Here is a 24,328-nt window from a genome sequence, read left to right as displayed (position 1 = left end):
TTCAAAAAATAATCAAGCCACCCAATGGGCAGCTTGCGTTAACTTATTTGAATCTTTTTCTCATCATTACAAAGAGTCACTTCAACAGTTTCTGTCAATATATCGGAATAACTATAAGATACTCTTCTTATAGAATTATACCCACCGTCAATTTTAACTACAAATATACTAGGGTATGCACTCTCAATAATTCCTTCCCTGATTGTTGTCTTCTTCCTTCCCTTGTTAGCCTTTAATCTAACCTTCTGTCCGACGCAGCTTTCAACATTGGCTCTAATTTTCGCCAAAGAGTTTTTCTCCAACAAACAATCACCTTCTTTCCATTTATCCATGTATAATGCTATCATATATGAGGCCATTTGTCAAATATAACTTTTTATTGTACTACACAATACTAGTTCTTGTCAAATACAAATTTTCTACAAATTATCATAGAAAAACAGCTATTTTTCTAATATTTATAGTAATCTACAAATCCATCTGTAATTCTTCCTATTATCATGTCAATATATGACTCATCATTTAATTTATTTTCTACATCGGGATTAGTTATATATTCTAGTTCTAAGTGTAATGAGCCTACGTTGACTTCCCTAAGCAAGTAAAAATCTGCTATTCTTATTCCACGATCAAGTATTTCTCTATTTTTAGTTAAATGTGCCATTATTGATTTGGCTAGTGTCTCGCTTTCCTTGTCACTTCTATAATAATATATCTCGCAACCATGGATTGAAGGATTTGCATACCCATTTAAATGAACACTAATAAAAAAATCTGGCCTTAGTTTGTTAGCCATTTGTGCTCTATTAGATAATGAAACATACTGGTCTTTGTTTCTAGTCAGTACTACTTCTGCTCCAAGTGCTTCCAAGGATACTTTAAGCTTCTGGGATATATTAAGAACTATATCTTTTTCTCTAGTCCCACTAGGACCAATGTAGTCATGGCTATTTTCTCCTCCATGACCAGGGTCTAACATTATTATTCTTCCATTTAAGGGTTTTTCTATACATGGCGCTTCAATTTTCTTTATTTCAATACCTGTAAAATAATAATTTAGTATTTCTAGATAATCCTTACCTTCAATTGCCATTTGATTACCACCATATTGGCACAGTCCTAGTCCATCTCCTTTGCCTCTAGTGACAAAAGTAATCACTGCAGGTGAGAAGCTAAATCTTGTAGAATCAAGCCCTAATAATTCTGACATATCCGTTCCCTTAAATTCTTTGCCTGCAACTTTTATACTAATAACACGACCATATTCATCTCTTTTTATGTCATCAAAAAAGTTTTCTATGCTTGTTTTTAAACTAGGCTTTAATGAAGGAAATCTAATATTTAATTTCTCTTCAATCTCTGATATAGGAATAGACTTTCTATTATCCCAATTAGGTGATTCAGTACAATAGTCACATAATACCCTTCTTAGATAAACTATTTCCCTAGATATGACGCTTTCTGAATTTTCAGTAGAACCTCCACAGGTATCATGAAATCTTGCATCTATTGGTTTTTGGTTAAAGGTCATCACTAAGCCCTCTGTTTCTTTCACTGCTTTTTGAACTATTTCTGCCTTATTACTGTATTCATCCCCCCAAAGCTCTTTTAATTGGTTTTTGTCTAATAATTGGATACAATGTTCTTCATTACATATATCGCATCCATGATGCCTCGGGCATCCTAGTCCAGCATATATTCTCATGTGCCTTACTAACTGTGTTCTAGCCACTATTCCTTGAACTTTAATCATTTCATAATGAAAATCTTTCTTTATTTGATTTAGAACTGCCATTGCAACAACTTCTTCTAATGGCAAACGTACTACCTTATTATCTTTATGAAAAAATACATTTATATATATAATGTTATTAGATAACATGAAAATACCTCCTAAAAATCAAACTATGAAATTAAGCTAATCACAAGATATTGAAAACTCTATTAGATTGGAAACGATTCAAAGGTGTGAAATGTACCTATATGTGCATTAAATAAATGCGTAAACTCCCATTACTATATATAATATAGTATGAAAACAAAGCTGTACTTGTGAATAAAGAGGTAAGAGAACCCACCTAAAAAGCATAGGCATGTTCTTAACACATGCTAAAATATATATTCTTAAATAAATTATCTTAAAAAGAAGGATTGTGTCAATCTTTGTTGAACTAATATAATTAAGTCTAGGGACACATATGAAAACTGGAGACACTCCTGGAAACATGGAAGTATCTCAATACATTTGAAAATGTCCCTATTATAAGAGGTCAGTATAAAGGGGGAAAAGGGGAAACTCTAGATTATGAAAGGAACTATTGTATCAGCATGGATTAAAACTTCACGGAAGCTTTTTGGCGATTCTATAGTTGATGAGGCTATGTCTGAAGTTGGTTTGAATCCAAAAAGGATATTTAAGCCTACTGAGGATATTGAGGATTCTTATGCAAGAGGATTTGTGGATGTTATTGCAAAAAAGCTTGGTAAATCATCCCATAGTACATGGGAAGAAATAGGAATGGATAATGTTCTTACTTTTTCAGAGGATTATCCTGGTTTTTTCAAGTATAAAAATCTTTATTCTTTTTTAAAAGCTATGTACGATATACATGTGGTTGTAACGGAAAGAATACCTGGCGCAAAACCTCCAATATTAGGTTTGAAGGCTATAGGGAATAAAGTTGCTGAGATGACCTATGAATCTCAAAGAGGTATGTTTGGATACTTCCACGGCATGCTTAAAGGAGCTGCTAAATATTTTAATGAAAGTATAGACATAGAAGTCATCGAAAAAACTGAAAACTTTACTAAAATACATATTACTTTTCCTGATAAGATTTATGAATATAAAAAATATAAAATAAATAGATTACTATCTTTAGGCTTTATTAAAAAATTCGAAATTAAGGTTGCTATTGCTTCTATAGTTCTAATTGGAGCTCCTTATATATTATTATCTAGCTATTTAAACAACTGGTCTTTGGCTGGAGTTACTTTGGCATTAAGCTTCATAGTTCCAGCTGTGATTACTAAGCTATTACTAATGCCTACTAAAAGTATTATATACCAGCTTAAAAATCTAAAAGAAAATAATTACTCAGAAGAGCATGATATATCTACTAAGGACTTTTTCGAAGATATTAATGTATTGATTAACGAATATAAGGCTATATTAAAAGAAGATTTTGTTGGATTCAATGGAATGACTGATGAGCTAAATGTATTTAGTGATAAATTCAATGAAATCTCTAATAATATGAGTTTTACTTCAAAGGAAATCTCTTCTGTAGTGGAACAAGTAGCTATGGGAGCAGTAAATCAAGCTGAAGAAACTGAAAACTCAGCATCCTTGTTAAACAATAATATAATTGCTTTAAATAAAATATCTGATAATGAAAATCAAAGCAAGGACGAACTTGAAAAGGTAGTTGAGAGAATAGGAAATAGCTATAATGAGCTAAAAAACACTTCTTCTAATTTAAGCAATATGTTAGCTGAATTTGAAAAAGTTAAGGGAAATAGCCTTTCTCTTCAGAAAAGAGCTAAAGATGTCACAAAAATCGTTGAAACTGTTGAAAATATTGCTGATCAAACTAATTTACTTGCATTAAATGCTGCCATTGAAGCTTCAAGAGCAGGTGATCAGGGAAGAGGATTTGCAGTAGTTGCTGACGAAATAAGAAAACTTGCTGAAGAGTCAAAGGATGCAGTATATCATATTAATTCAAACTTATTATCATTCATTAATGAAATTGATTCTGTTGTGTCACAAATTGAAAATCAATATTCTGTAATTAGTAATGAAAATGTTAAACTCTCTGCTGTTGCAGATATGAACCATTCTATTGTGGTTACTGTTAAAGAAGTGTCTTCTTCTTTAATTGAAGCCATTAAGCAACTAAATGTTGAGACCGATAATATTAATAAGGTGTCTGAAAATATTGTATCTCTAGCTGCCATAGCTGAGGAAAACTCTGCATCCTCTGAGGAGGTAAGTGCTAATATGACTTCCTATACAGCAGAGCTTGAAAAGATGATGGAAAATATTATTGAATTTAAAAAAGTATCCAAGGCCTTTAAGGAAGACCTTGAAAAATATAAAATGTAAATCATAACTTTAGTTGTTTTACATTACCCCACTGAATGTTTTACATAGTAAATCCCTCAAACTAGCTAGTTTGAGGGATTTATGCTACTATTTCACATATTTGTCTATTACGTTTATTATTTCATCTATTTTTTCATCTCCATGTCCTTCTAGAATAGCATCTTTTACACAACTTTTTATATGTTGATCTAGCATCTCTAAATTGGCTTTTTTCAGTAGCCCTAATACAGATAATATTTGCTTGGATATGTCTACACAGTATCTCTCTTCTTCTATCATTTTGATGATTCCATCAATTTGACCTCTTGAGGTTTTAAGAAGATTTAGAGCCTTTTTTCTGCCTTCATTCATTTTGATTCTCCATTCTATCTTTATACTACTTCATAACCTGCATCTTCTATAGCTGATTTTAGTAATTCATCTTGCAAATTATCTCCTTCTATTTCTACTTTTTTTGTATCTAAATCTACTTCTACTGATTTTACTCCTTCCAGTTCACTTAATGCATTTTTTACTGCCTTTACGCAATGCTGACAACTCATACCTTCTACAGTTAATATTTTTTTCATGTAAACACTCTCCTTTAAAAATTATTATTCTAAGTCTATTTTAATAATTCTAATTGTTAGCATAAAATTCAGTTTACGTCATTATATATACTTATGAAAAATCTAGTTTATATCACTCTGAACGATAGTAAAGAATCTTTAGTTCCTTGCTAGGCTTAGGATGACAAGTTTTAATCATAAATCTTAATCCTCAATTCTCTATTCCAACTACTTCACCCTAAACCTCTTTAGCCTCAATGAATTGCTAACTACTGATACTGAGCTAAACGCCATGGCTGCTCCTGCTATCATTGGGTTTAAAAAGCCTAATGCTGCTAGAGGAATACCTGCTGTGTTGTATGCAAATGCCCAGAATAGGTTTTGCTTTATTGTTCTCATAGTTTTTCTACTTAGTTCTATGGCATGAACAATATCTCTTAAATCTCCCTTTATAAGGGTTATATCTGCTGCTTCCATGGCTACATCAGTTCCTGTACCTATGGCAAAGCCTGTATCTGCTGCTGCAAGGGCAGGGGCATCATTTATTCCGTCACCAACCATTCCAACAATCTTTCCTTCTCCCTTTATCCTTTCAATATTTTCTGCTTTATGCTCTGGAAGAACTTCTGCTAGCACTTTATCTATGCCTACTTGCCTTGCAATTGCTTTAGCTGTTCTTTCATTATCTCCTGTTATCATATATACTTCTACGCCCATATCTGAAAGTCTCTTGATAGCTTCTCTTGAGTGTTCCTTTACTGTATCTGCTACTGCTATTATTCCCCCTATTTTATTATCTACAGCTACTAGCATAGCAGTCTTTCCTTCATCCTCAAGTGCTGAGATTCTATCCTCTAGGTGAGATATTTCTATGTTTTTGTCCTTCATTAGCTTTCTATTTCCCACATATAGGTCTTTTCCTTCTATGGAAGCATATATCCCATGACCAGGTATGGCTTCAAACCTATCTGGGTCATTTAATGTAATTCCTTTTTCTTTGGCTCCTTCTACTATTGCTTGACCTAGTGGATGCTCAGAGTTTTTCTCCGCTATTGCAGTCAGTTTTAATATCTCATCTTCCTTGTAATCATAGGCTATTATATCTGTAACCTCTGGCTCTCCTTTAGTAATGGTTCCTGTTTTATCGAAAACTATTGAGTTTAACCTATGAGCTCTTTCTAGATGCTCTCCGCCTTTTATCAGTATTCCATTTTCAGCACCCTTTCCTGTGCCTACCATAATAGCTGTTGGAGTAGCTAAACCCAGTGCACAAGGACATGCTATTACTAAAACTGCAACTGCACTAATTAGGGCCTGAGTAAAGTCTCCTCCTATGAAATACCATAATAAAAATGTAACTAAGGCTATACCAACTACTACTGGTACAAATATACCTGAGATTTTATCTGCTAGTCTCTGTACTGGTGCCTTTGAGCCTTGTGCCTCTTCTACTAGCTTTATTATCTGCGCCAATGCAGTATCTTTTCCTACCTTTGTGGCTGAAAACTTAAAGGTTCCAAATTTATTTATTGTAGCGCCTATTACTTCATCGCCAACTTTTTTATCTACTGGTATACTTTCTCCTGTTAACATAGACTCGTCTACTGAAGAATTGCCTTCTACGACCTTCCCATCTACCGGAACCTTTTCTCCAGGCCTAACTATTATAATATCTCCTACTTCCACTTCTTCTATTGGTATATCTACTTCGTCTCCATTTCTAACTACTCTAGCTGTTTTAGCCTGTAGCCCCATTAGCTTCTTAATAGCTTCTGATGTTCTGCCCTTTGCTACTGCTTCTAAGAATTTACCTAATAAAATCAATGTAATAATAACTGCTGAGGCTTCAAAGTAATATTCTGGCACGCCTATTATTACATTATATATACTGTAAAAATAGGCTGCTGATGTACCCATGGCAACTAATACATCCATGTTAGCTCCTCCGCCTCTAAGTGAATGGTATGCCCCTCTATAGAACCTATATCCTACAATGAATTGAACAGGGGTTGCTAATAATAGCTGAAAATACCCATTACTTAAAATACTGTGGACTCCTGCCATGTGGAAAAACATTGCTGAAAATAGTGGAATCGTTAATATAGCAGATATTATAAGAAGATGTTTAAGGGATTTAATTTCCTTCTCTCTAGCTTCTTTTTCTCTGTCTACACTTGTATCTATTTCTTCAACTGCCTTATAGCCTGCTTTATTTATGGCATTTTTAAAATCCTCTACCGTTAATTCTCCTTCTATATATTCTACTGTTCCCTTATTTAATGCAAGGTTTACATTTACGGATTTTACCCCTTCTATCTTATTGAGTACTCTTTCTACCCTTGCTGAACAAGCCGCACAGGTCATGCCTTCTATGTCTAGGCTAACCTTTCCTGTTGGAACCTCATATCCTGTTTTTTCAACTGTTTTTACAATATCATCTATAGAAAGCTTTTCACTATCGTATTCCACTGTAGCTTTCTCTGCAACTAAATTAACTGTAGCAGTGCTTACTCCTTCTAACTTTGAAAGAGCCACTTCAACTCTTCTAGAACAAGCTGCACAGGTCATTCCAAGCACCTTTATAGTTGACTTTTTAATAGCCATCCTTCTCACTCCTTTATCCCTTACCTAGTATAGGTTAGGCTAACTTATTTTATGCCCCCACCCCATATGGGGTAGGTTGCTTTTATTGTAACACTATAATTTTGATTTGTAAATAGTCCTTCCAAAAATTTTTAGAAAATATAGATGACAAAACATATGCAAAAAAATATAAATAAAAAATGCACCTCCAAAAGCAAAAAAAATTATTTGCTGACTTTTGGGATGCACTTCTCTTTAGAATAGACAATATATATTATATTATAAAAAGTTTAAGTATTTTTTAATACACTATGTCCTTTATCTATTATGTGCTCATATATTCTAGCTCTTCAATATCTTTTATGATAATTTTCTTGCTTCCAATTAGGTCTATTACCCCTTGGTCTTGCATACTTCCTAACTTTCTGCTTATGGTTTCTCTTGTGACACCAATATAGTTGGCTATATCTTCTCTACTTAGAGGTAGTTCAAGCTCTATTGAGTCTTCTTTACGAACTCCAAAGTCCTTTACAAAGCTAAGTAGTAATCCTGCTATTCTAGCTTCTATGTCTTTTGTACTTAAATTTTGGATGAGATTTTCTAACTTAACAATTCTATCATAGACTACCTGCAATATTTCAATAGCTATCTCTGGGTTTTCTTTTAACATTTCATCAAAGTCATCCTTCGTAAGTACACATATGTTTGAATTTTCTAATGCCTCTGCATTAAATTTAAATTCGTCCTTCTTCAGAAGGCTTAAGTCTCCTACAAAATCTCCTTCTGATAAAATGTAGAGTATTTGCTCCTTACCTTCCCTAGTATATTTAAAAATTTTGATTTTTCCTTTATTTATTACATAAAGCTTATCTGATATATCTCCTTCGAAGAAAATGACCTGGCCTTTTTTATAATTCTTATGCGATATTTTTGCTGTTAGTTTTGCTAATTGCTCTTCTGTAAGAACTGAGAATATGGATACCTTATGGGCACAATACTTCCCTTTGCACAAATTACAGATTTTATATTCTCTTTCAACATCTAAAACTTTTTCCACAAACCTCACCCCTTTATATAAATGTGACTTTTATCACATTATTATTTGATTTTAGACATATCAATAGTTTCCGTACCTCTGTATATTATTTATATAGTTAATTATCTTTAGAATAAATATATAACTTGTGAAGACAATAAAAAAGATTAGATAATTATATTATATCTAAAAAGGAGGATTTTTCAAATGAGCAAATTTTTAGCCCCCATACATTTTTGGTTATTCAATAAAATCAAATACCATGAAGACCTTGAAAAAGAAATAATACAAGGATTTAAAGAAAGGTTCGGAGATGATGTAAATAGTATAGAAGATGCAAATATTAATAAATATGGTGAAAGGATTCCAGAGGCTCCTTTAGATGAACTAATCGACACTGATAATATTCATGGCTGGCTCCAAGAAAAAATTGCTGTTGCAGAAACTAGACAAGCTGCCATATTAGCAGATTTGTTTGCAAAATACAAGGATGATGGAATTTTTCTTGCTAAAAATATCTATAAGCAAAATGGTGCTGCTTTAGGTAAAGATGCAAGAGAAAAATATGATGTATCCACTCCTAAAGATGTATATGATGTATTAAATAACTACATCTTAAATGGAATGCCTTGTGATAATGTGAATTCAATTAGGGCATCTGAAGAAGACTATATCGAATACAGCCAATCTAGATGTCTACATAAAGGCTACTGGAATGATGCTGGTGCAGATCCAAAGATAATGTATGACCTAAGAACTACATGGATTGAAAGCTTTGTAAGTGCTGCTAATCCAGATTTTAAGTATCAGATTAGCTCTGAAAAGACAGGATTAGAAGAAGAATTTTTGCATAAGATATTTAGGAAGTAATGTTTCTTGTTTGCCACCCTGAGCATTGTGAAGGTTCTCATATATATTAAATGGGGATTCTTCACTTTCTTCAAAATGATAGAGACTTACTTTCATTTAGTTTAATATTTTAGGATAACTGGCAAAATAATAAAAGGATGTTGTTTAGCTAAACTAAAAGAGATTCTTCACTTATGTCTAGTATGACAACTTGCAAAACATGTCATTCTAAAAGCACAAGTCCGAAGAATCTCTTTAATTGTTTATATAAAACTATATCTTGTATATAATGCAACAGCCTCTAATTATTTTTCTATATATCACATGGACTATACCCACAATTTGGGCATATGAAGCAACCACTATCTGGTTTCATTGTGCTTCCACATTCTTCGCATATATTCTTCTGTATTTTCTTTTCTTCATTGTTTTTGATTCCTTGGTTTTCCATAAAATCCTCCTTAAAACTCACTCTTTCGTCTGTTCTTATTATTATTCTTTTTTCCGTAATTACATAATCCACTGGTATATCATGATTTTCTATTGGTGCTAAGTCTATTAATTGGAAATCATATATCAGTCCAATAGTAGGTACTGTGAAGTTAAGTTTTCCAAGAAATCTATCATAATACCCTCCTCCATAACTTACCCTATAGCAGCCTCTATCAAAGGCAAGTCCAGGAAGTAGTATTAAATCAATTTCTTGCGTATTTACGGGCCTTACAAGCTCTTTTTTGGGTTGTAAATACCCAAATTTAGTTCTAACTAAATCCTCTTCCACATTTTTTATTTCTGTGGGAACTATTTGTCTTCCTTCTTTTACGCAAAAAGGAACAATTATTTTTTTGCCCTGCTCCTTACAAACTTCAATTAGTCTAAAGGTATCTACTTCATTACCGAAGCTTAGATAGAGCATTATATTCTGACTATCTTTAAAAATTGGTAGCTTTAAAAGAGTTGAAATAATCTTTTGGCTTAAGTAATTTACATATTCCTTTGTTAGGTCATTCCTTAAGCTAGTCATTTCTTTTCGTATATCTTCTTTCGAATATTTAATCATACTTATCCTCCTAAAACGCTAATTTATATATATCCATAATTTTATCATTTAATCTATAAAAAATTATCCAATTTTAGGAGTTTATGTGGGACGAAAAAGCGTCCGAAAGAATCGGGTTAGGTCATAAAAAAGAGTAAAGCATCATTTTTTATAATGTGCTTTACTCTTTATGTTACTTAGCTACAGGATGATCCGCCTCTATTTGGTACGATATTGAATCCTTTTCTTAGCCAGTCACTTGTATAGTCTACATTAAATGTCCCATAGGTTTCTATAAGATCTTTATCAACTAAATAATTATATTCACCAATCCTTGTTACATCATCATTTTCTTTTTGCTCATCCAGAGCTATTCCAAAGGATGGGCCACCTCAGCCAACACCTGCAATATATATTCTCAAATCCTTTCCATTTGAACCTTTTTTCTCCATAATTCTTTTTATCTCTTGTTGAGCCTTTTCTGTTACATTTACATTCATATTAACCCTCCTAATAGTTTTCTTATTTTATATATACCCCATACGGGTATTATAAAACAAATTTTACTACATATTTAGTTTAGGGTCAATATTTTATATTTATTCCTGCTTTAATTTACTCATATATGCAAATATTATTATATTTTTTAACTGGTTATTAAGCTTAAGGTTCTCATTACTGTATACTTTCTACCATTTCTATCATTTGATTGTATGTCATAGCTCCAGGTCTATAGACTCTAACTTTCCCTTCTTTATCTACTAGCACAGAAGTTGGTATGGAAAATGTATTGTATGCAAATCCAACTTTTTGAGTTTTGTCTAATAGTACTGGGAAGCTGTATCCGTTTTCTGCCATAAATTCTTTAACTATTTTTTCAGATTCTCCCAAATTTATGGCCAGAACTATAAAATCTTCGCCTTTGCTTTCTTGATATACCTTGTCTAAATCAGGCATCTCTGCTCTACATGGTGGACACCAAGTAGCCCAGAAATTTAAGAACACAACCTTCTCACCTTTAAAGTCATCAAGAGATATTGTATTTCCATCTAGATCTTGTAAAGTAAAATCTGGAGCAAAATCTCCTACATCAATAATATCATCAAAGTTTATTTTATTTGCATCGTCTCTAGCCTCAATAATTTCCTGTTGTTTCTTTATAGCAGTTTTTTCTAAATGCCTAATTGCTAAAAATCCTATACCTATGGATAAGGCTATAATGCCCACAATGACTGATATGATAATGACTATTTTTTTATTTTTCATGAAACCCTCCTAAATTATTTCTATAAAAGCAAATTCGTTAATAAATGCATTTTATTGAAAAAAATCAAAAGTCCAAGGAGCACTATAATCAATCCTCCTATTTTCGTTATATAGGGAAGTACCTTTTCAGACTTAGTTAGAAATCTTCCAAATCTGCTTATAAGCAATGCTGTTAAAATAAATGGAATTGCAAGACCTAATGAATAGAACAGCAATAGAAAGAAACCTGATGATACTGTTCCTGTATTTCCTGCAAGTAAAAGTATGGTTCCTAAAACAGCTCCAACACATGGAGTCCAGCCAGCAGCAAATGCCATACCTACTAGAACTGAACTAAACCAGTTAGATGCCTTTGGCAGCTTAAACCTTATTCCCTTATTAAGAACATTTAATTTTAAAATACCCATCATATTAAATCCTAAACCAATTATTAATAAACCACTAATCATTGAAAACTGCCTTTTATATACCCTAAATAGTCTTCCAATAAAGCTAGCAGACACTCCCATTGCCATGAAAATAATTGTAAAACCTAGTACAAAGCCTAAAGTCCTAGTAAGTGCAAGAAATCTTTTGTTTTCCAATTCTTCCTCTAATGCAGTCCCTGTTATGTATGTTATATATGCAGGTATTAGTGGAAGTACACAAGGAGAAAAAAAAGATAATAATCCTGCAGCAAAGGATGCAGATATTGAAATATCAGTCATATACTCACTCCTCTATTATCAAATGTAAAGCTGTTATTTATGTCTAAAATTATACCATGTGGGGGTATATTTTTCAAGTTACTATTAGATATGTAATAAAACTGATGAAAATTACAAAAATTTTTTAAAATAAATAGAACCTCATATCTATAAAGACAAAAGGTTCTATTTACATTAATTATTTATATTTTATTTCTGACGTGAACTGTTATTTCCTATACTACTGCTTTACCTGGTATTATAGCATCGATTATACCTATCACTAGAGCACCAATAATTGCTCCTAACCAAGTTATATGGAATCCTGGTACAATGAGTTTAGTTACATAAAGGATAACTACTGTAATTAAGAATCCTTTAATACCTTTACCAAAAGCAGAAGCTTCTATTCCTGTAAATCTTTCTACTAAGTAGTCTAAAGCCCCTATGACAATACTTGCTATTAGTAAACTCCATAAACCGTCAATACTGAAACCTGGTGTAAAAAATGCTGTTAAGCCTACAACTATGGCTGTAATTATTACTCTAACTATCATTTCGGTAATACTAAAGTTGTTGTTATCTCTTGTTCTGTCATAATCTCTTCCATTGTTTCTTTCATCATCTGACATTTTTATCCCTCCTCATAAGTATTTTGGCTAATTTATTATTTTTTATTCATTTTTTATTTACATATTGTTATTTTCTCTTAATTGGTATATTATAATTTGTAATAAAGTGTTATAATAATAATTAATGTGATTTTAGTCACATTAATTATTTATTTTTATGGTATTATTAAATTAAACTGATTTTAAGGAGGAATTTTGATGACTATAACTAGAGATATGCTTATTGGTGAAATATTAAGAGAAAAGCCAGAATCTGTTGAGACTCTTTTAAGATTTGGCATGGGATGTGTTGGATGTCCTTCTTCTCAAATGGAATCACTAGAGCAAGCTGCTATGGTACATGGAATTGACTTAGAAAAACTTCTTGAAGAATTAAACAAATAACCTTGGCTTTATGCCAAGGTTTTTTTATGGTACACTTTTAATCATATGCCTAAGCTTATGGATAAACTACTAGAACCAAAAGCGAGGATGAGCCTATCTGCTTATAAAAGCTCTTCTAGCTTTGCTTTATCAAATCCTACTATATCCTGCCCATCTACTACTATTACAGGTACTGACATGATGCCTTTTTGAATTAACTCCTTTCGTGCACTAGGGTCTGTCTGAACATTTTTCTCTGTATAGTTTATGCCTTTCTCTGAAAGATACTGCTTTGCAGATACACAATGTGGACATGTGTTGCTTGTATAAATAGTTACATTTGCCATTAAATATACCTCCCATATTAAATATAATCTTTCTTAGTATATTGTATCTATAGACTATTTTCTATATTACCCCTAAAAAACCTTTTTTAATCCAAAAGAAATTAAATATTGGTTATTCATGTGATATATGATCTATACCTTGATTAAATAGTTGGAGTACATGGTCGTCATCTAATGAATAAATTACATGTTTCCCTTCTTTTCTGTACTTCACTAATCGTAGTCCTCTAAGGACTCTTAACTGATGGGATATGGCTGATTGGCTCATGCTAAGTATATCTGCTATATCATAAACACATAAAGCCTGTTTAGAGAGCACATTAATAATTTTAAGTCTTGTAGGATCACCTAACGCCTTAAAAATTTCTGATAATCCTTCTATTGTTGAATCTGGAAGAATGTCCTTTTTAATCTTGTTTACGGTTTCTTTATTTACTTCATTCGTGTCACATAAACTATCTTGTTCTAAATCTACCATTTTCATTCCCCCCTTTAGTGACCTTTTACTAAATTATAGCATACTTATAGTATTACCTTAATAAAAAAACTTATATCAAAACAATAAAAATAACCCCTAAATATAGAGGTTATCTCGTAGGTATTGTAGGATTTACTGGATTTACTATTTTGCCACTTAGTGCATCTATATATATAAGCCAATATCCTAAGTCCTCTGATGAATCTTTATTTTTTAGCCATGTATTAAAACCTGTGGCTCCATTATATGGGTGATCTGCTATAGTAAATTTTCCTGGCACTCCGTATACATAGTATTTCACTTCTTCTTGATTTTTTACAGTGCCGAAAATATAGTGCCCATATTTCTCTATCATGCTCTGACAGGTAGTAGTTCTTGATGTCAACGGATATGGATAATATACATTAATTAGATAATTATAAAATGGAAGAAAGCCTCTATTAATATCTTCACTACTATGCTCAATCTTCCACCAAGTGCAATCCCTTAAATTTTCACTAAAGGGCTCTACTTTGTTAAAAAACTTTAGTATGTCCATTGTATAATTTGCTACTTGCATACTATAGTTCTTTACAGTATCCATATATGGATCTATCTTGCTACCATAAGTATTGTCTATATAGTCTCCATAATTATAGGTTACTTGGTTGTTTTGGAGATGAATAAAATGGCTATCAAGGTCATCCTCTTCTTCTTCTACTTCTTCTCCAGTTTCTAGGTCTATCCAAATAGTACCTGTGCTTTCTACCTGTTCTTCAATCTCTTCCTGTTCTTCTTGTATTTTTTGTGGTGCTATTTCTTCCTTTAATTCTTCTATTTTTTTTGAGTCTTCTACCTCTTGTGAATATTCCATTTTTTGCAACTCTTGCTCTTCTAGCTTCTCATATTTTACATCCATATTACTTTGGTCAAAATTATTTAGTCCTAAATCAAGTGGAACAATATCTTCAAAGAACAATTCCTCCACATTTACTCCTTCTGTTTTTACTTCAATTGGCTTAAAACTATCTTGTGTTTCTATTGGGAGTTCTTCATGCTCTATTTCTTGTTCTTCTATTAGAGTATTTTCCATATCATCTGGCTCTATTTTTTCTTCTTCTATACATGTACTTTCTATATTTTCTTCTATATTAACTTCTTCCTCAGAAGGCACGTATGTATCTTCTTGTATTTGTTCAACTTGTATTTTTTCAGTCTCTACTTCATATTTTTGTAAATCTTCTTTAAGTTCTATTTCTTGTAAAACTTTCTCATCATCAACCTTAGGCTCTTCTGGTTTTGTTTCTTCTATTTTTTGTATTTCTTGTTCTTTAGGGGACTCCTTTTCTAATTGCTTTTTCATCAACTTAACTAGGCTACCATCTTTTTTATAAATATAGCCTGATAAAGGAACAACTACACCTTTATTCTCATTATTCATATCTACTTCTTTTACAAGTATATTGTTAAATTTGTCTATAGATAGACTTGTACCTCCTACTGATGCTGGGTCAAATTTCCACTCTATGCTTCCTCTGCCTTTGTCGTTTAAAACTATGACTCCTAAGTCCACATCTACATAGTCCTTATTATTTAATCCTATTAAACAAGCTTTATAGAATTTCTCTTCATCTGGATCTACTTTAAGGTTTTCCACATTCACAATTAGCTTTCCTCTACCATCTCTGACTTCAATATTCACATGGCCTTTAGGAGTTACTCCTTGCACTTTCTTATAGTAATCGGGTTGCTCCTCCAATATGACGAACTTCCTCATAAACGCACTCAAATTATTCCCTCCTTTATACATCTTGTTATTAATATATGTATAAAAAGGGAAATAGTGAACTATTAGTTATTCATCACTTCATATATTTCATCAGCAATTCTGGCAAATTCTATGATACTAAGGGTTTCGCCTCTTCTTACTGGTTCTATTTCACTTCTCTTTAATACTTCCTCTATTTTTTCTTTTCCTAGGTCTATTCCACCAGCCAATGCGTTTAAAAGGGTTTTTCTTCTTTTTCCAAAGGCAGCCTTTACCACATTAAAAAATATTTTTTCGTCTTTAACTTTTATTACAGGTTCATCATATACATCTAGCATTATAACTGCCGAGTCTACATTTGGCCTTGGCATAAATACATTTTTTGGAACATCCACTATTATTTCAGGTTTAGAGTAGTATTGTACTGCTATGGATAAAGCCCCATAATCTTTGTTTCCTGGCGTAGCTTTCATTCTTAATGCAACTTCTTTTTGAACCATTACTACGATCTTGTCTATATTAAGCTTCTCTTCTAATAGCTTCATTATTATAGGTGTAGTTATATAGTATGGGAGATTTGCAACTACCTTTACCTTTTTACCATCTAGCTTTTCTTTTATTAGCTGATTTAAATTAACCTTTAGAACATCTCCATGTACCACCTCTATATTGTTGTAGTTTCCCAAAGTTTCTTCTAAAATAGGAAGTAAATTGTTGTCTAACTCTATGGCAACTACTCTTTCTGCACTCTCACATAATTTCTGTGTAAGGGTTCCTATGCCTGGCCCAACTTCGATTATTCCATCATCATGCTCTATATTTGCACCTTCTATTATCCTATCGATTATATTTCCATCTATTAAGAAATTTTGTCCTAGACTTTTAGAAAATCTAAAACTATGTTTTTCAATGATTTCTTTTACTACAGCTGGTGAATAAAGCCTCTTATTCTCTCCTTTCATCATACAACCTCCTAATACTTTCTTCGAACTCTTCTCTAGTTATTCCATAGTTGTTGAGCCTCTTTAAAAACTGCTTTGAGTTGCAATACCCTATTCCTAACATTCTTCCTACTAAATCTCTTTTTATACTTGAATCTGTAGAGCCTATAAGGCCTGTTTCTATTAAATCCTCTTTTGTAAATTCATTTGTGGGCTCTGATGATTCTACCCTTGCCTTAGATAAGGCTTCTATTATGTCCTCCGGTTTTGCATTTTCTATACCTATATCTCCGTCTTTTGTTGCCTTATCCTTAGGTAAGAATGCGTGTTTTGCGTTTTTTACTTTTTGAGATATGATGGTTCTGATTTTTTCTCCTGCATAGTCTGGATCTGTAAATATTATGACGCCTCTTCTTTCTGCAGCCTTTTGTATTCGTTTTATTGTTTCCTCTGTAATTCCAAAGCCACCTGTAGCTATTAACTCTGCATCTACTGCTTTTTTTACTGCTGATATATCATCTCGTCCCTCTACTACTATTATTTCTTTTATCATCTTTTCTCCTCACAATCATTGTAAAAATACTCTCTATATTATAACTTTTATTTTTGCATTTATAAATATTCATCATTGGAAAAGTGCTTCTCCGTTACGGAAATGTAATAGAAGTATACACTCATGATCTGTAGTCTCCCATCACAAATTTATTTGCTCTACTACCCTCCATAAATTTGATGCACACCTAGTTTGACCTACCATCGACTTTCCGAAAAAGCATTCGGAAAATCGGGTTGGGACATAAGAATAGAGCAGTTGCCTGCTCTATTTTCCTAAAATATAAACTTTAACCTTTCTTCTACCAAACGCTTTTACTTTTTTAGCATCTTCCATAAAAAGATCTATTTTATTTCCTTTTATAGCTCCTCCTGTGTCTTCTGCTACTGCATGGCCATAGTCAGGTGTGCCATCTAATGATTCAATGTAAAGCTTGGTACCTAAAGGAATAACCTTAGGGTCTACTGCTACCACACCTGGTCTTGCTTTAGTTCCTGATGCAGTAAGACCATACCATTTGTCTCCTGGTCTCTTTCCTGTACTTTCATAAGACAAATCATAGGCTGTAGCTATCATTATGATTTCTTTTTTTCCTGCAAAAGTACCCCTTGAAGCTATAGTGTAACCAGTTTCTTTTATTCCTTTTTCTACGATTTTACTAATTGGTTCTTTGGCTATTTTTTCTTCAATAATTTCTTTAGCCTGAAGCCTTCCATTTTCATATACCTTTTTAATCTTTATTTCCTTAATTCCTTCCTGTCCATCCTGTACAGTGATTGATTTTCCTTTGTCTAATTCAGTGTTGCTTTTTGTCACTGTTTCATATGGTATTGATTCATTTATAGTTTCTATTTTTTCGTCTACCCTTACAATATTTATTTCTGTACCAGATATAATCTTATCTTTAAGTGAAGGTTCTATTTTATCTTGCTTATAGTCTAAATCTAGTGAGTCTAGCAGCTCTTTTACAGTCTTTTTTGTTGTATTTAGCTCTATGATGTTGCCTCCGTAATTAATGGATACTGGTACTGCTCTTTTTATTTCTATTTTCATCTCATCTTCTAAGGTACTATCTAAAGGTATATTTATGTCATCCCATTTCTCTAACGATATGTTTCTCTCTTTAAGTACTTCTGATACAGTTTTTTTACTAGTATTCACTGACAGTTCTTTACCATCAACTACAATATCAACTTTCTTTGTTACAATATCGTATATTGCTAGTGTGAATACAGTAATTCCAGTCAGGATAATGGCCATAACAGCTAGGTGCCTATATCCCCTGTTCTTCTGTTCCATTTTGAAACCTCCTAAAGTTTATATAATATAATATGTTTTTGCAGGTACACATATACTTTTTTCCCTGCTATATGGAAAACCATTTTTATATTCTATTTTAAATATAATTATTTGTCAAATTTATAAACAATTTTTCCAAAATAATTAACATTTTCCTCTCGTTTAGAGTTTATTTTTTGTAAGAAAAATTATCTAGCCTTGTTATACTGGCTATAGTTTTAACTATTTTTTACGGTTTTATACACTTTTACCCATATGAGGTTTCTCTTAACTCAATTTCTATATCTCCTTTTAACTATTCATAAAACAAAGAAGTAACGGTTAAAAATTTGGTTCATATAATAGTAATAGCTAATAAATATTTCTTTGTGAATTAATTATAAATAAGGAGTTGAGCAGATTTGTTTAGAAGACCTAGAGAACGCTATTCGCCGCCAAAAAAACCTGAAGAAGTTTCACCAAAGCCTGATTATGAAAAGCCAAAACATCCAACATATCCAATGTATCCTATGTATCCTACAATGGACTATTGTGCAATGATGAACCCTATGATGATGAGATGCATGATGATGTGTATGTCAAATATGGGTAGACCTATAGTTAGAGGCGAAGAAGATTACATGGAGCCAATGCACCCAGTTTTTCCTGCTTTGCCAGATAACCCTATGCTTCCAAATAATCCTATGTACCCTGTAAGTCCTATTGGGCCTAACAACCCTATGCATCCTGTAAGTCCTATTGGGCCTAACAACCCTATGCATCCTGTAAATCCTATTGGGCCTAACAATCCTATGCACCCTGTAAGCCCTATTGGACCTAACAACCCTATGCATCCTGTAAGTCCTATTGGGCCTAACAACCCTATGCATCCTGTAAGTCCTATTGGGCCTAACAATCCTATGCACCCTGTAAGCCCTATTGGACCTAACAACCCTATGCATCCTGTAAGTCCTATTGGGCCTAATAATCCCATGTATCCAAATAATCCAATGTATCCTGCAATGGAAGCAATAGATTCCATGTATCCTATTATGCCAATAATGGATGATGAAGTATACATGGATGAGGATCAATAAACTACATTAGACAATAAAGATAAAGATAAAAATAAGACTAAGTGCTTGCACTTGGTCTTATTTTTTGTATTAGAAAAAATGCAATAGAAATATACGAAAGTCAACAATTAGTTTTGATTTCCCGGGAAATACGACATAGTTTTATTAATTTAGAGTTGTTTTAATTTCGACTGATATTGTAATTCTGAGCTTTTTACAAGCATATAATCTATATATAGTGACTTCTCAGTTTAATATAAAACATTTGATTATGCCGTGAACATAGATAACTCTTACAGTTCATTTCAGTACAATTTAAAAGGAGACTGCATAATGATAAATAGTATCTGGTTTTTTTTGATAATTATAGGCATTGTAACTGCAGTAACTACAGGCAATGTTGATGTCATAAATATTGCTGTTGTAGAGGATGCTTCTGATGCTGTTATGTTCGCCATTGGCTTAACTGGCATAATGGCAGTTTGGCTAGGATTAATGAATATTGCTGAAAAATCTGGATTAATAAAAACTTTTAGTAAGTTACTCACTCCTATAACAAGGTTTTTGTTTCCTGATATACCAAAGGGACACCCTGCTATGAGTGCTATAGTAATGAATATGGTAACAAATATGTTTGGTGCAGGAAACTCTGCTACTGCAATTGGGCTTAAAGCTATGGAAGAAATGAATAGTTTAAATAGAGACAAAAAAAGAGCTACAAATGCTATGTGTATGTTTTTAGTAATCAATATGTCCTCTGTACAATTAGTCCCTCTTACGGTTATAAAAATTAGGGCAGATGCTGGCTCATTAAATCCCACGGAAATTATAGGCACATCCTTAGTTGCTACTACAATTTCTACTATTGTAGGTATCTTAAGTGCAAAAATATTAGAGAAAAAGGAATGATTACATGATAGAGATTTTAAAAATATTGTCCATAGCTATTATACCCGCAATAATGAGTATAATTTTGCTTCATGGTTACATAAAAGGAATAAACTTATATGATGCATTTGTAGAAGGTGCTAAAGAAGGCTTTCAATCAGCTCTAAGGATAATGCCTTACTTAATAGCTATATTTGTAGCCATAGGGATATTTAAGAAATCAGGTGCTATGAATATACTGGTTAATATATTAAGCCCTTTTGCAAGCTTAGCTGGTATTCCAAAGGAAGTCATACCTCTTGCACTTATGAGACCTATTTCTGGGAGTGGAGCACTTGCTGTTGTAAATGAGATAATAACTGAATATGGACCTGACTCTTTTATTGGAAGAGTTGCTTCTACTATGATGGGCTCTGCTGAAACAATATTCTATACTATGGCTGTGTATTTTGGGGTTGTTGGAGTTAAAAATTCTAGACATACACTTCCTGCAGCTATGTTATCTCATTTGGCTTCTATAATTGCATCTGTACTTATATGCAATATTGTGTTCGGCTAATTGAATCGTTAAAATTAGGCATTAGTTTCTTGACAATTATAAGCATTGCTAGTATGATTTTATTAATATAATAATGGTATTAACAAGTACTGAAGGAAAAAGTAGGCTGAACTGGATTTGTTTAAGTTAGACTGTAAGGTTATGAGAGCAGCTTACTGAGCTCTAAGTCATGAGCCTTAGATGAAGCACGAGGAATATACCTTCGTCTCCATAGAATAAAGACGAAGGTTTTATTGTATTGTAAAAAGTAAGGAGGCCTTTGATTGAAAAAGATAAATAGCATTTCGATTATACTTCATTTGTTTGTGGGTATAGGGGCATTATTAGGAGGGTTATTAGCAATTCTTAATCCCCATAATGCAGCTGGAATCAACGCAATTGAAGCATTAAAAAATTCACCATTTACCAGTTTTCTTATACCAGGAATTATTTTATTTACTATAATTGGTCTTGGTAATATCTTCAGTGCCTTTATGTTTCGTTTTAAATCAAGATATCAAGGCTATATTAGCAATATTTTTGGCTGGGCCTTAGTAATATGGATTGTAGTTCAATGTATTATGCTTCAACAAGTTATTTTTTTACATGTAATATACCTTATTATTGGATTCATTCAAGGCACTCTAGCTATGATTATTTTATTCAAAGAAAAATTATTCCCCGCAAATATTTTTATAAACTTATATGAAAATATAAAAAGAAAGGCAAGTTAAAGTATTGATTATAAAAATAAAGTAAACTAGGATAGGATAAGAAAACATACCTAATCTTTAATAGTATTTGTCCATGTAATTTATAGTTATTTTTTGTAATATTAATGATAATTTAGCTTATGATAAATAGCAGCTTGACAAATTTAAGCATATTGTGTATAGTTTTTGATAATAATATAATAAATAATAATATTGAAAGGCAATGAAGGGAAGAGTAGGCTTCTATGTCTATCTGAAAGAGAGCTAGGTTAGGTGAAAGCTAGCGTTAGATGTTAAGCTGAACATGGCCCCTGAGTTATGTAGCTGAAAGTTCAAGTAGGCTATATCGGATTTGTTTCCGTTATAATTACAAGGTTATGAAAGTAACTTACTGAGTTCTAAGTCGTGAGGCTTAGATAAATTAGAGTGGTAACACGAGGAATATGCCTTCGTCTCTATAATATAGGGATGAAGGCTTTTTATATTTTAATGAAAATTAAAAATGGCAATTGAAAATTAGCAAGCTTGTCATCCTGAATGATAGGGAAGGAGCTAAAGAAGAATTGAAATTGAAGTTTGAAAATGGAGAATTGGTAGTGTTTAACAATTTTTAATGTAATACTAATAATAAAAGTATATAAACCCATTTGCAATTATTATTAATTTATAAGGAGGTTCTATAATGAAAAAAACATTTTATGTGACTACGCCTATTTATTATCCAAGCGATAATCTTCATATAGGTCATACCTACTGCACTGTAGCTGCAGATACAATTGCAAGATTTAAGAGAATACTTGGATATGATGTAAAGTTCTTAACAGGTACTGATGAGCATGGTCAAAAGATTCAAACAGTAGCGCATGAAAAGGGTGTTGCTCCAAAAGAATATCTAGATGGAATAGTGAAAAACATTAAAGAACTATGGAAAACTCTAGATATTACTTATGATAGGTTTATAAGGACTACTGATAAGGATCATAAAGAAATTGTACAAAAAATATTTCAAAAGCTTTATGACACAGGAGATATTTACAAAAGTGAATACGAAGGACACTACTGTACTCCATGTGAATCATTCTGGACAGAAAGCCAACTTGTAGATGGAAAATGTCCAGACTGTAATAGGGAGGTAAAGCTAGCAAAGGAAGAAGCTTACTTCTTTAGATTATCTAAATATCAGGATAGACTTCTAAAGCTTTATGAGGAAAACCCAGATTTCCTACAACCTGAATCTAGAAGAAATGAAATGTTAAATAACTTCTTAAAGCCTGGTCTTGAAGATTTATGTGTATCAAGGTCTACATTTGACTGGGGAATCAAAGTTCCTTTTGATGAAAAACACGTCATATATGTTTGGATAGATGCACTAAGCAACTATATAACTGCTTTAGGATACCTTACAGACAATGATGAAGAATATAAAAAGTACTGGCCAGCAGACATACATCTTGTAGGTAAGGAAATCGTCAGATTCCACGCTATAATATGGCCTGCGATTTTAATGGCATTAGATATTGAGCTTCCAAAGAAGGTATTTGGCCATGGTTGGATACTATTTGATAATGACAAAATATCAAAATCAAAGGGAAATGTAGTCTATGCTGAACCGCTAATAGAGCTTTATGGGGTAGATGCATTGAAATACTTCTTATTAAGAGAGTTTTCATTTGGGCAAGATGGTTCCTTTACTAAAGAAAAGTTCTTAAATAGAATTAATTCAGACCTTGCCAATGATTTAGGAAACCTTGTAAGCAGAACAGTGGCCATGATTGATAAATACAATGGTGGAATAATTCCTGAAGGTAAAGTAAAAGAAGATGTAGATAACAGTCTAATATCCTTAGCAACTTCTACTGCTAGTAGAGTTGAAAAGCACATGGATAATCTAAGCTTTGGAAATGCTTTAGAGGAAATATGGAAGCTAATAAGTAGAGCAAATAAATATGTTGATGAAACTACTCCTTGGATATTAGCTAAGGAAGATGACAAGAAGAATAGACTAAATACTGTTTTATATAATCTAGCAGATTCACTTAGAATAGTATCTGTTCTAATTAGACCTTTTATGGAAAAAACATCAGACAGTATATGGAGACAGCTTGGCATAGATCATGGTCAAGGTACATCATGGAGTGATATTTCAGTGTGGGGTAAGCTTCCTACAGGGCTTAAAGTTAGAAAAGAATCTCCAATGTTCCCAAGACTTGATGTAAAACAAGAACTTATAAAGGTTAATGAAGCTAATGAACTGTTCATTGCTAAAAGATATGGTAAAGCAAATAATGACGAACAAAGTTCTAATGAAGAAGCAGAAGATGAAAGCCTTATTACTATAGATGATGTGGATAAAGTAGACTTAAGAATAGCAAAGGTAGTTGAAGCCGAAAAACATCCTGATGCAGATAAATTGTTAGTTTTACAGCTTGAGGTTGGAAATGAAAAAAGACAGGTAGTGTCAGGCATAGCTAAGTACTACAACCCTGAAGATCTAATTGGTAAAAACGTAGTATTAGTATATAATCTTAAGCCAATTAAGCTTAGAGGCATAGAGTCACACGGAATGATACTAGCTGCTGATAAGGGTAAAAAGCTCACTCTAGTCACTACAATGGATGATATCGGAAGTGGAGCTAAAGTTAAGTAAGGAGGATATAAA

Annotated in this window: 24 protein-coding genes and 1 other annotated feature; of the genes, 8 read left to right on the top strand and 16 right to left on the bottom strand. The window is 32.5% G+C overall.

Annotated features, from left to right (window positions below):
* Positions 1-38: 38 nt before the first annotated feature.
* Both DW1_RS00750 and spoIID read right to left on the bottom strand, forming a co-directional pair.
* On the bottom strand, positions 39-305 hold the full coding sequence (locus tag DW1_RS00750; RefSeq protein ID WP_074348617.1) for a Veg family protein: 267 nt from the start codon (positions 303-305) through the stop codon (positions 39-41).
* A 146-nt stretch (positions 306-451) separates the two neighbouring features.
* The gene (spoIID, locus tag DW1_RS00745) at positions 452-1,882 is read right to left on the bottom strand and encodes a stage II sporulation protein D (protein ID WP_074348615.1); all 1,431 of its coding nucleotides are present in this window, start codon (positions 1,880-1,882) and stop codon (positions 452-454) included.
* 423 nt (positions 1,883-2,305) lie between these two features.
* On the opposite strand from spoIID, the gene DW1_RS00740 reads away from it, so the two are divergent.
* A complete protein-coding gene (locus tag DW1_RS00740; RefSeq protein ID WP_074348613.1) occupies positions 2,306-4,108 on the top strand; it encodes a methyl-accepting chemotaxis protein in 1,803 nt (600 codons plus the stop codon).
* An 87-nt stretch (positions 4,109-4,195) separates the two neighbouring features.
* On the opposite strand, the gene DW1_RS00735 is transcribed toward DW1_RS00740, so the two are convergent.
* The 4 genes from DW1_RS00735 to DW1_RS00720 all read right to left on the bottom strand — a co-directional run bounded on the left by DW1_RS00735 (position 4,196) and on the right by DW1_RS00720 (position 8,296).
* Positions 4,196-4,459: a metal-sensing transcriptional repressor gene (locus tag DW1_RS00735; protein ID WP_074348612.1), complete on the bottom strand. Its 264-nt coding sequence runs from the start codon at positions 4,457-4,459 to the stop codon at positions 4,196-4,198.
* Between the two features lie 20 nt (positions 4,460-4,479).
* Entirely contained in the window at positions 4,480-4,677 is a 198-nt protein-coding gene (locus tag DW1_RS00730; RefSeq protein ID WP_074348610.1) for a heavy-metal-associated domain-containing protein, read from the bottom strand.
* A gap of 207 nt (positions 4,678-4,884) precedes the next feature.
* Positions 4,885-7,260 carry a heavy metal translocating P-type ATPase gene (locus DW1_RS00725; RefSeq protein WP_074348608.1) on the bottom strand — a complete coding sequence of 792 codons (2,376 nt, stop codon included), beginning with the start codon at positions 7,258-7,260 and terminating at the stop codon, positions 4,885-4,887.
* 304 nt (positions 7,261-7,564) lie between these two features.
* A complete protein-coding gene (locus DW1_RS00720; protein WP_242942410.1) occupies positions 7,565-8,296 on the bottom strand; it encodes a Crp/Fnr family transcriptional regulator in 732 nt (243 codons plus the stop codon).
* A 186-nt stretch (positions 8,297-8,482) separates the two neighbouring features.
* Between DW1_RS00720 and DW1_RS00715 the strand changes: the two genes are divergently transcribed.
* On the top strand, positions 8,483-9,145 hold the full coding sequence (locus DW1_RS00715; RefSeq protein ID WP_074348606.1) for a hypothetical protein: 663 nt from the start codon (positions 8,483-8,485) through the stop codon (positions 9,143-9,145).
* 292 nt (positions 9,146-9,437) lie between these two features.
* Here DW1_RS00715 and DW1_RS00710 read toward each other — a convergent pair whose 3' ends face one another.
* The 4 genes from DW1_RS00710 to DW1_RS00695 form a co-directional block, all read right to left on the bottom strand.
* Entirely contained in the window at positions 9,438-10,184 is a 747-nt protein-coding gene (locus DW1_RS00710) for a 5-formyltetrahydrofolate cyclo-ligase (protein ID WP_074348604.1), read from the bottom strand.
* 654 nt (positions 10,185-10,838) lie between these two features.
* Positions 10,839-11,429 carry a TlpA family protein disulfide reductase gene (locus DW1_RS00705; protein ID WP_074348602.1) on the bottom strand — a complete coding sequence of 197 codons (591 nt, stop codon included), beginning with the start codon at positions 11,427-11,429 and terminating at the stop codon, positions 10,839-10,841.
* A 20-nt stretch (positions 11,430-11,449) separates the two neighbouring features.
* The gene (locus DW1_RS00700) at positions 11,450-12,136 is read right to left on the bottom strand and encodes a cytochrome c biogenesis CcdA family protein (protein WP_074348600.1); all 687 of its coding nucleotides are present in this window, start codon (positions 12,134-12,136) and stop codon (positions 11,450-11,452) included.
* Between the two features lie 215 nt (positions 12,137-12,351).
* Positions 12,352-12,747, bottom strand: a complete 396-nt coding sequence (locus tag DW1_RS00695; protein WP_074348598.1) for a phage holin family protein — start codon at positions 12,745-12,747, stop codon at positions 12,352-12,354.
* A gap of 198 nt (positions 12,748-12,945) precedes the next feature.
* Between DW1_RS00695 and DW1_RS00690 the strand changes: the two genes are divergently transcribed.
* Entirely contained in the window at positions 12,946-13,131 is a 186-nt protein-coding gene (locus tag DW1_RS00690; RefSeq protein ID WP_074348596.1) for a DUF1858 domain-containing protein, read from the top strand.
* Positions 13,132-13,232: 101 nt separating this feature from the next.
* Here the strand turns inward: DW1_RS00690 and DW1_RS00685 are convergent, their stop codons facing one another.
* From DW1_RS00685 to DW1_RS00660, 6 genes are all read right to left on the bottom strand, one after another.
* Positions 13,233-13,457 carry a glutaredoxin family protein gene (locus DW1_RS00685; RefSeq protein WP_074348595.1) on the bottom strand — a complete coding sequence of 75 codons (225 nt, stop codon included), beginning with the start codon at positions 13,455-13,457 and terminating at the stop codon, positions 13,233-13,235.
* Positions 13,458-13,569: 112 nt separating this feature from the next.
* Complete coding sequence (locus DW1_RS00680) at positions 13,570-13,935, bottom strand: ArsR/SmtB family transcription factor (protein ID WP_074348593.1); 366 nt, start codon at positions 13,933-13,935, stop codon at positions 13,570-13,572.
* A 109-nt stretch (positions 13,936-14,044) separates the two neighbouring features.
* Entirely contained in the window at positions 14,045-15,703 is a 1,659-nt protein-coding gene (locus DW1_RS00675) for a hypothetical protein (RefSeq protein ID WP_074348591.1), read from the bottom strand.
* A gap of 62 nt (positions 15,704-15,765) precedes the next feature.
* The gene (gene rsmA / locus DW1_RS00670; protein WP_074348589.1) at positions 15,766-16,644 is read right to left on the bottom strand and encodes a 16S rRNA (adenine(1518)-N(6)/adenine(1519)-N(6))-dimethyltransferase RsmA; all 879 of its coding nucleotides are present in this window, start codon (positions 16,642-16,644) and stop codon (positions 15,766-15,768) included.
* Entirely contained in the window at positions 16,628-17,176 is a 549-nt protein-coding gene (gene rnmV / locus DW1_RS00665; RefSeq protein WP_074348588.1) for a ribonuclease M5, read from the bottom strand. Before rnmV ends, rsmA begins: the two co-directional genes overlap by 17 nt.
* 267 nt (positions 17,177-17,443) lie before the next feature.
* Positions 17,444-18,475 carry a 3D domain-containing protein gene (locus tag DW1_RS00660; protein ID WP_074348586.1) on the bottom strand — a complete coding sequence of 344 codons (1,032 nt, stop codon included), beginning with the start codon at positions 18,473-18,475 and terminating at the stop codon, positions 17,444-17,446.
* A gap of 401 nt (positions 18,476-18,876) precedes the next feature.
* On the opposite strand from DW1_RS00660, the gene DW1_RS15720 reads away from it, so the two are divergent.
* The 5 genes from DW1_RS15720 to metG all read left to right on the top strand — a co-directional run bounded on the left by DW1_RS15720 (position 18,877) and on the right by metG (position 24,316).
* The gene (locus tag DW1_RS15720; protein ID WP_242942409.1) at positions 18,877-19,551 is read left to right on the top strand and encodes a hypothetical protein; all 675 of its coding nucleotides are present in this window, start codon (positions 18,877-18,879) and stop codon (positions 19,549-19,551) included.
* A 312-nt stretch (positions 19,552-19,863) separates the two neighbouring features.
* Complete coding sequence (locus DW1_RS00650; protein WP_074348582.1) at positions 19,864-20,439, top strand: nucleoside recognition domain-containing protein; 576 nt, start codon at positions 19,864-19,866, stop codon at positions 20,437-20,439.
* A 4-nt stretch (positions 20,440-20,443) separates the two neighbouring features.
* Positions 20,444-20,977 carry a spore maturation protein gene (locus DW1_RS00645; protein ID WP_074348581.1) on the top strand — a complete coding sequence of 178 codons (534 nt, stop codon included), beginning with the start codon at positions 20,444-20,446 and terminating at the stop codon, positions 20,975-20,977.
* 263 nt (positions 20,978-21,240) lie between these two features.
* A complete protein-coding gene (locus DW1_RS00640) occupies positions 21,241-21,690 on the top strand; it encodes a hypothetical protein (RefSeq protein WP_074348579.1) in 450 nt (149 codons plus the stop codon).
* 193 nt (positions 21,691-21,883) lie between these two features.
* Positions 21,884-22,129: a binding site (T-box leader), on the top strand.
* Between the two features lie 219 nt (positions 22,130-22,348).
* Positions 22,349-24,316, top strand: coding sequence for a methionine--tRNA ligase (gene metG, locus DW1_RS00635; protein ID WP_200800447.1), 1,968 nt, complete (start codon positions 22,349-22,351; stop codon positions 24,314-24,316).
* Positions 24,317-24,328: the final 12 nt, after the last annotated feature.

It is taken from the genome of Proteiniborus sp. DW1, from assembly GCF_900095305.1.
In the GTDB taxonomy this organism is placed as follows: Bacteria; Bacillota; Clostridia; order Tissierellales; family Proteiniboraceae; genus Proteiniborus.
Note: the sequence above shows the minus strand (reverse complement) of the source record. Positions and strands in the feature narration are given on the sequence as shown.

Bases quoted from the DNA above. Each gene is read 5' to 3' on its own strand.
- rsmA (WP_074348589.1), bottom strand. From the start codon at position 16,644: ATGAAAGGAGAGAATAAGAGGCTTTATTCACCAGCTGTAGTAAAAGAA.
- DW1_RS00690 (WP_074348596.1), top strand. From the start codon at position 12,946: ATGACTATAACTAGAGATATGCTTATTGGTGAAATATTAAGAGAAAAG.
- DW1_RS00735 (WP_074348612.1), bottom strand. From the start codon at position 4,459: ATGAATGAAGGCAGAAAAAAGGCTCTAAATCTTCTTAAAACCTCAAGA.
- rnmV (WP_074348588.1), bottom strand. From the start codon at position 17,176: ATGATAAAAGAAATAATAGTAGTAGAGGGACGAGATGATATATCAGCA.
- DW1_RS00685 (WP_074348595.1), bottom strand. From the start codon at position 13,457: ATGGCAAATGTAACTATTTATACAAGCAACACATGTCCACATTGTGTA.
- DW1_RS00730 (WP_074348610.1), bottom strand. From the start codon at position 4,677: ATGAAAAAAATATTAACTGTAGAAGGTATGAGTTGTCAGCATTGCGTA.
- DW1_RS00695 (WP_074348598.1), bottom strand. From the start codon at position 12,747: ATGTCAGATGATGAAAGAAACAATGGAAGAGATTATGACAGAACAAGA.
- DW1_RS00680 (WP_074348593.1), bottom strand. From the start codon at position 13,935: ATGGTAGATTTAGAACAAGATAGTTTATGTGACACGAATGAAGTAAAT.
- DW1_RS00725 (WP_074348608.1), bottom strand. From the start codon at position 7,260: ATGGCTATTAAAAAGTCAACTATAAAGGTGCTTGGAATGACCTGTGCA.
- DW1_RS00660 (WP_074348586.1), bottom strand. From the start codon at position 18,475: ATGGAACAGAAGAACAGGGGATATAGGCACCTAGCTGTTATGGCCATT.
- DW1_RS00705 (WP_074348602.1), bottom strand. From the start codon at position 11,429: ATGAAAAATAAAAAAATAGTCATTATCATATCAGTCATTGTGGGCATT.
- DW1_RS00700 (WP_074348600.1), bottom strand. From the start codon at position 12,136: ATGACTGATATTTCAATATCTGCATCCTTTGCTGCAGGATTATTATCT.
- DW1_RS00710 (WP_074348604.1), bottom strand. From the start codon at position 10,184: ATGATTAAATATTCGAAAGAAGATATACGAAAAGAAATGACTAGCTTA.
- DW1_RS00740 (WP_074348613.1), top strand. From the start codon at position 2,306: ATGAAAGGAACTATTGTATCAGCATGGATTAAAACTTCACGGAAGCTT.
- DW1_RS00715 (WP_074348606.1), top strand. From the start codon at position 8,483: ATGAGCAAATTTTTAGCCCCCATACATTTTTGGTTATTCAATAAAATC.
- DW1_RS00645 (WP_074348581.1), top strand. From the start codon at position 20,444: ATGATAGAGATTTTAAAAATATTGTCCATAGCTATTATACCCGCAATA.
- spoIID (WP_074348615.1), bottom strand. From the start codon at position 1,882: ATGTTATCTAATAACATTATATATATAAATGTATTTTTTCATAAAGAT.
- DW1_RS00650 (WP_074348582.1), top strand. From the start codon at position 19,864: ATGATAAATAGTATCTGGTTTTTTTTGATAATTATAGGCATTGTAACT.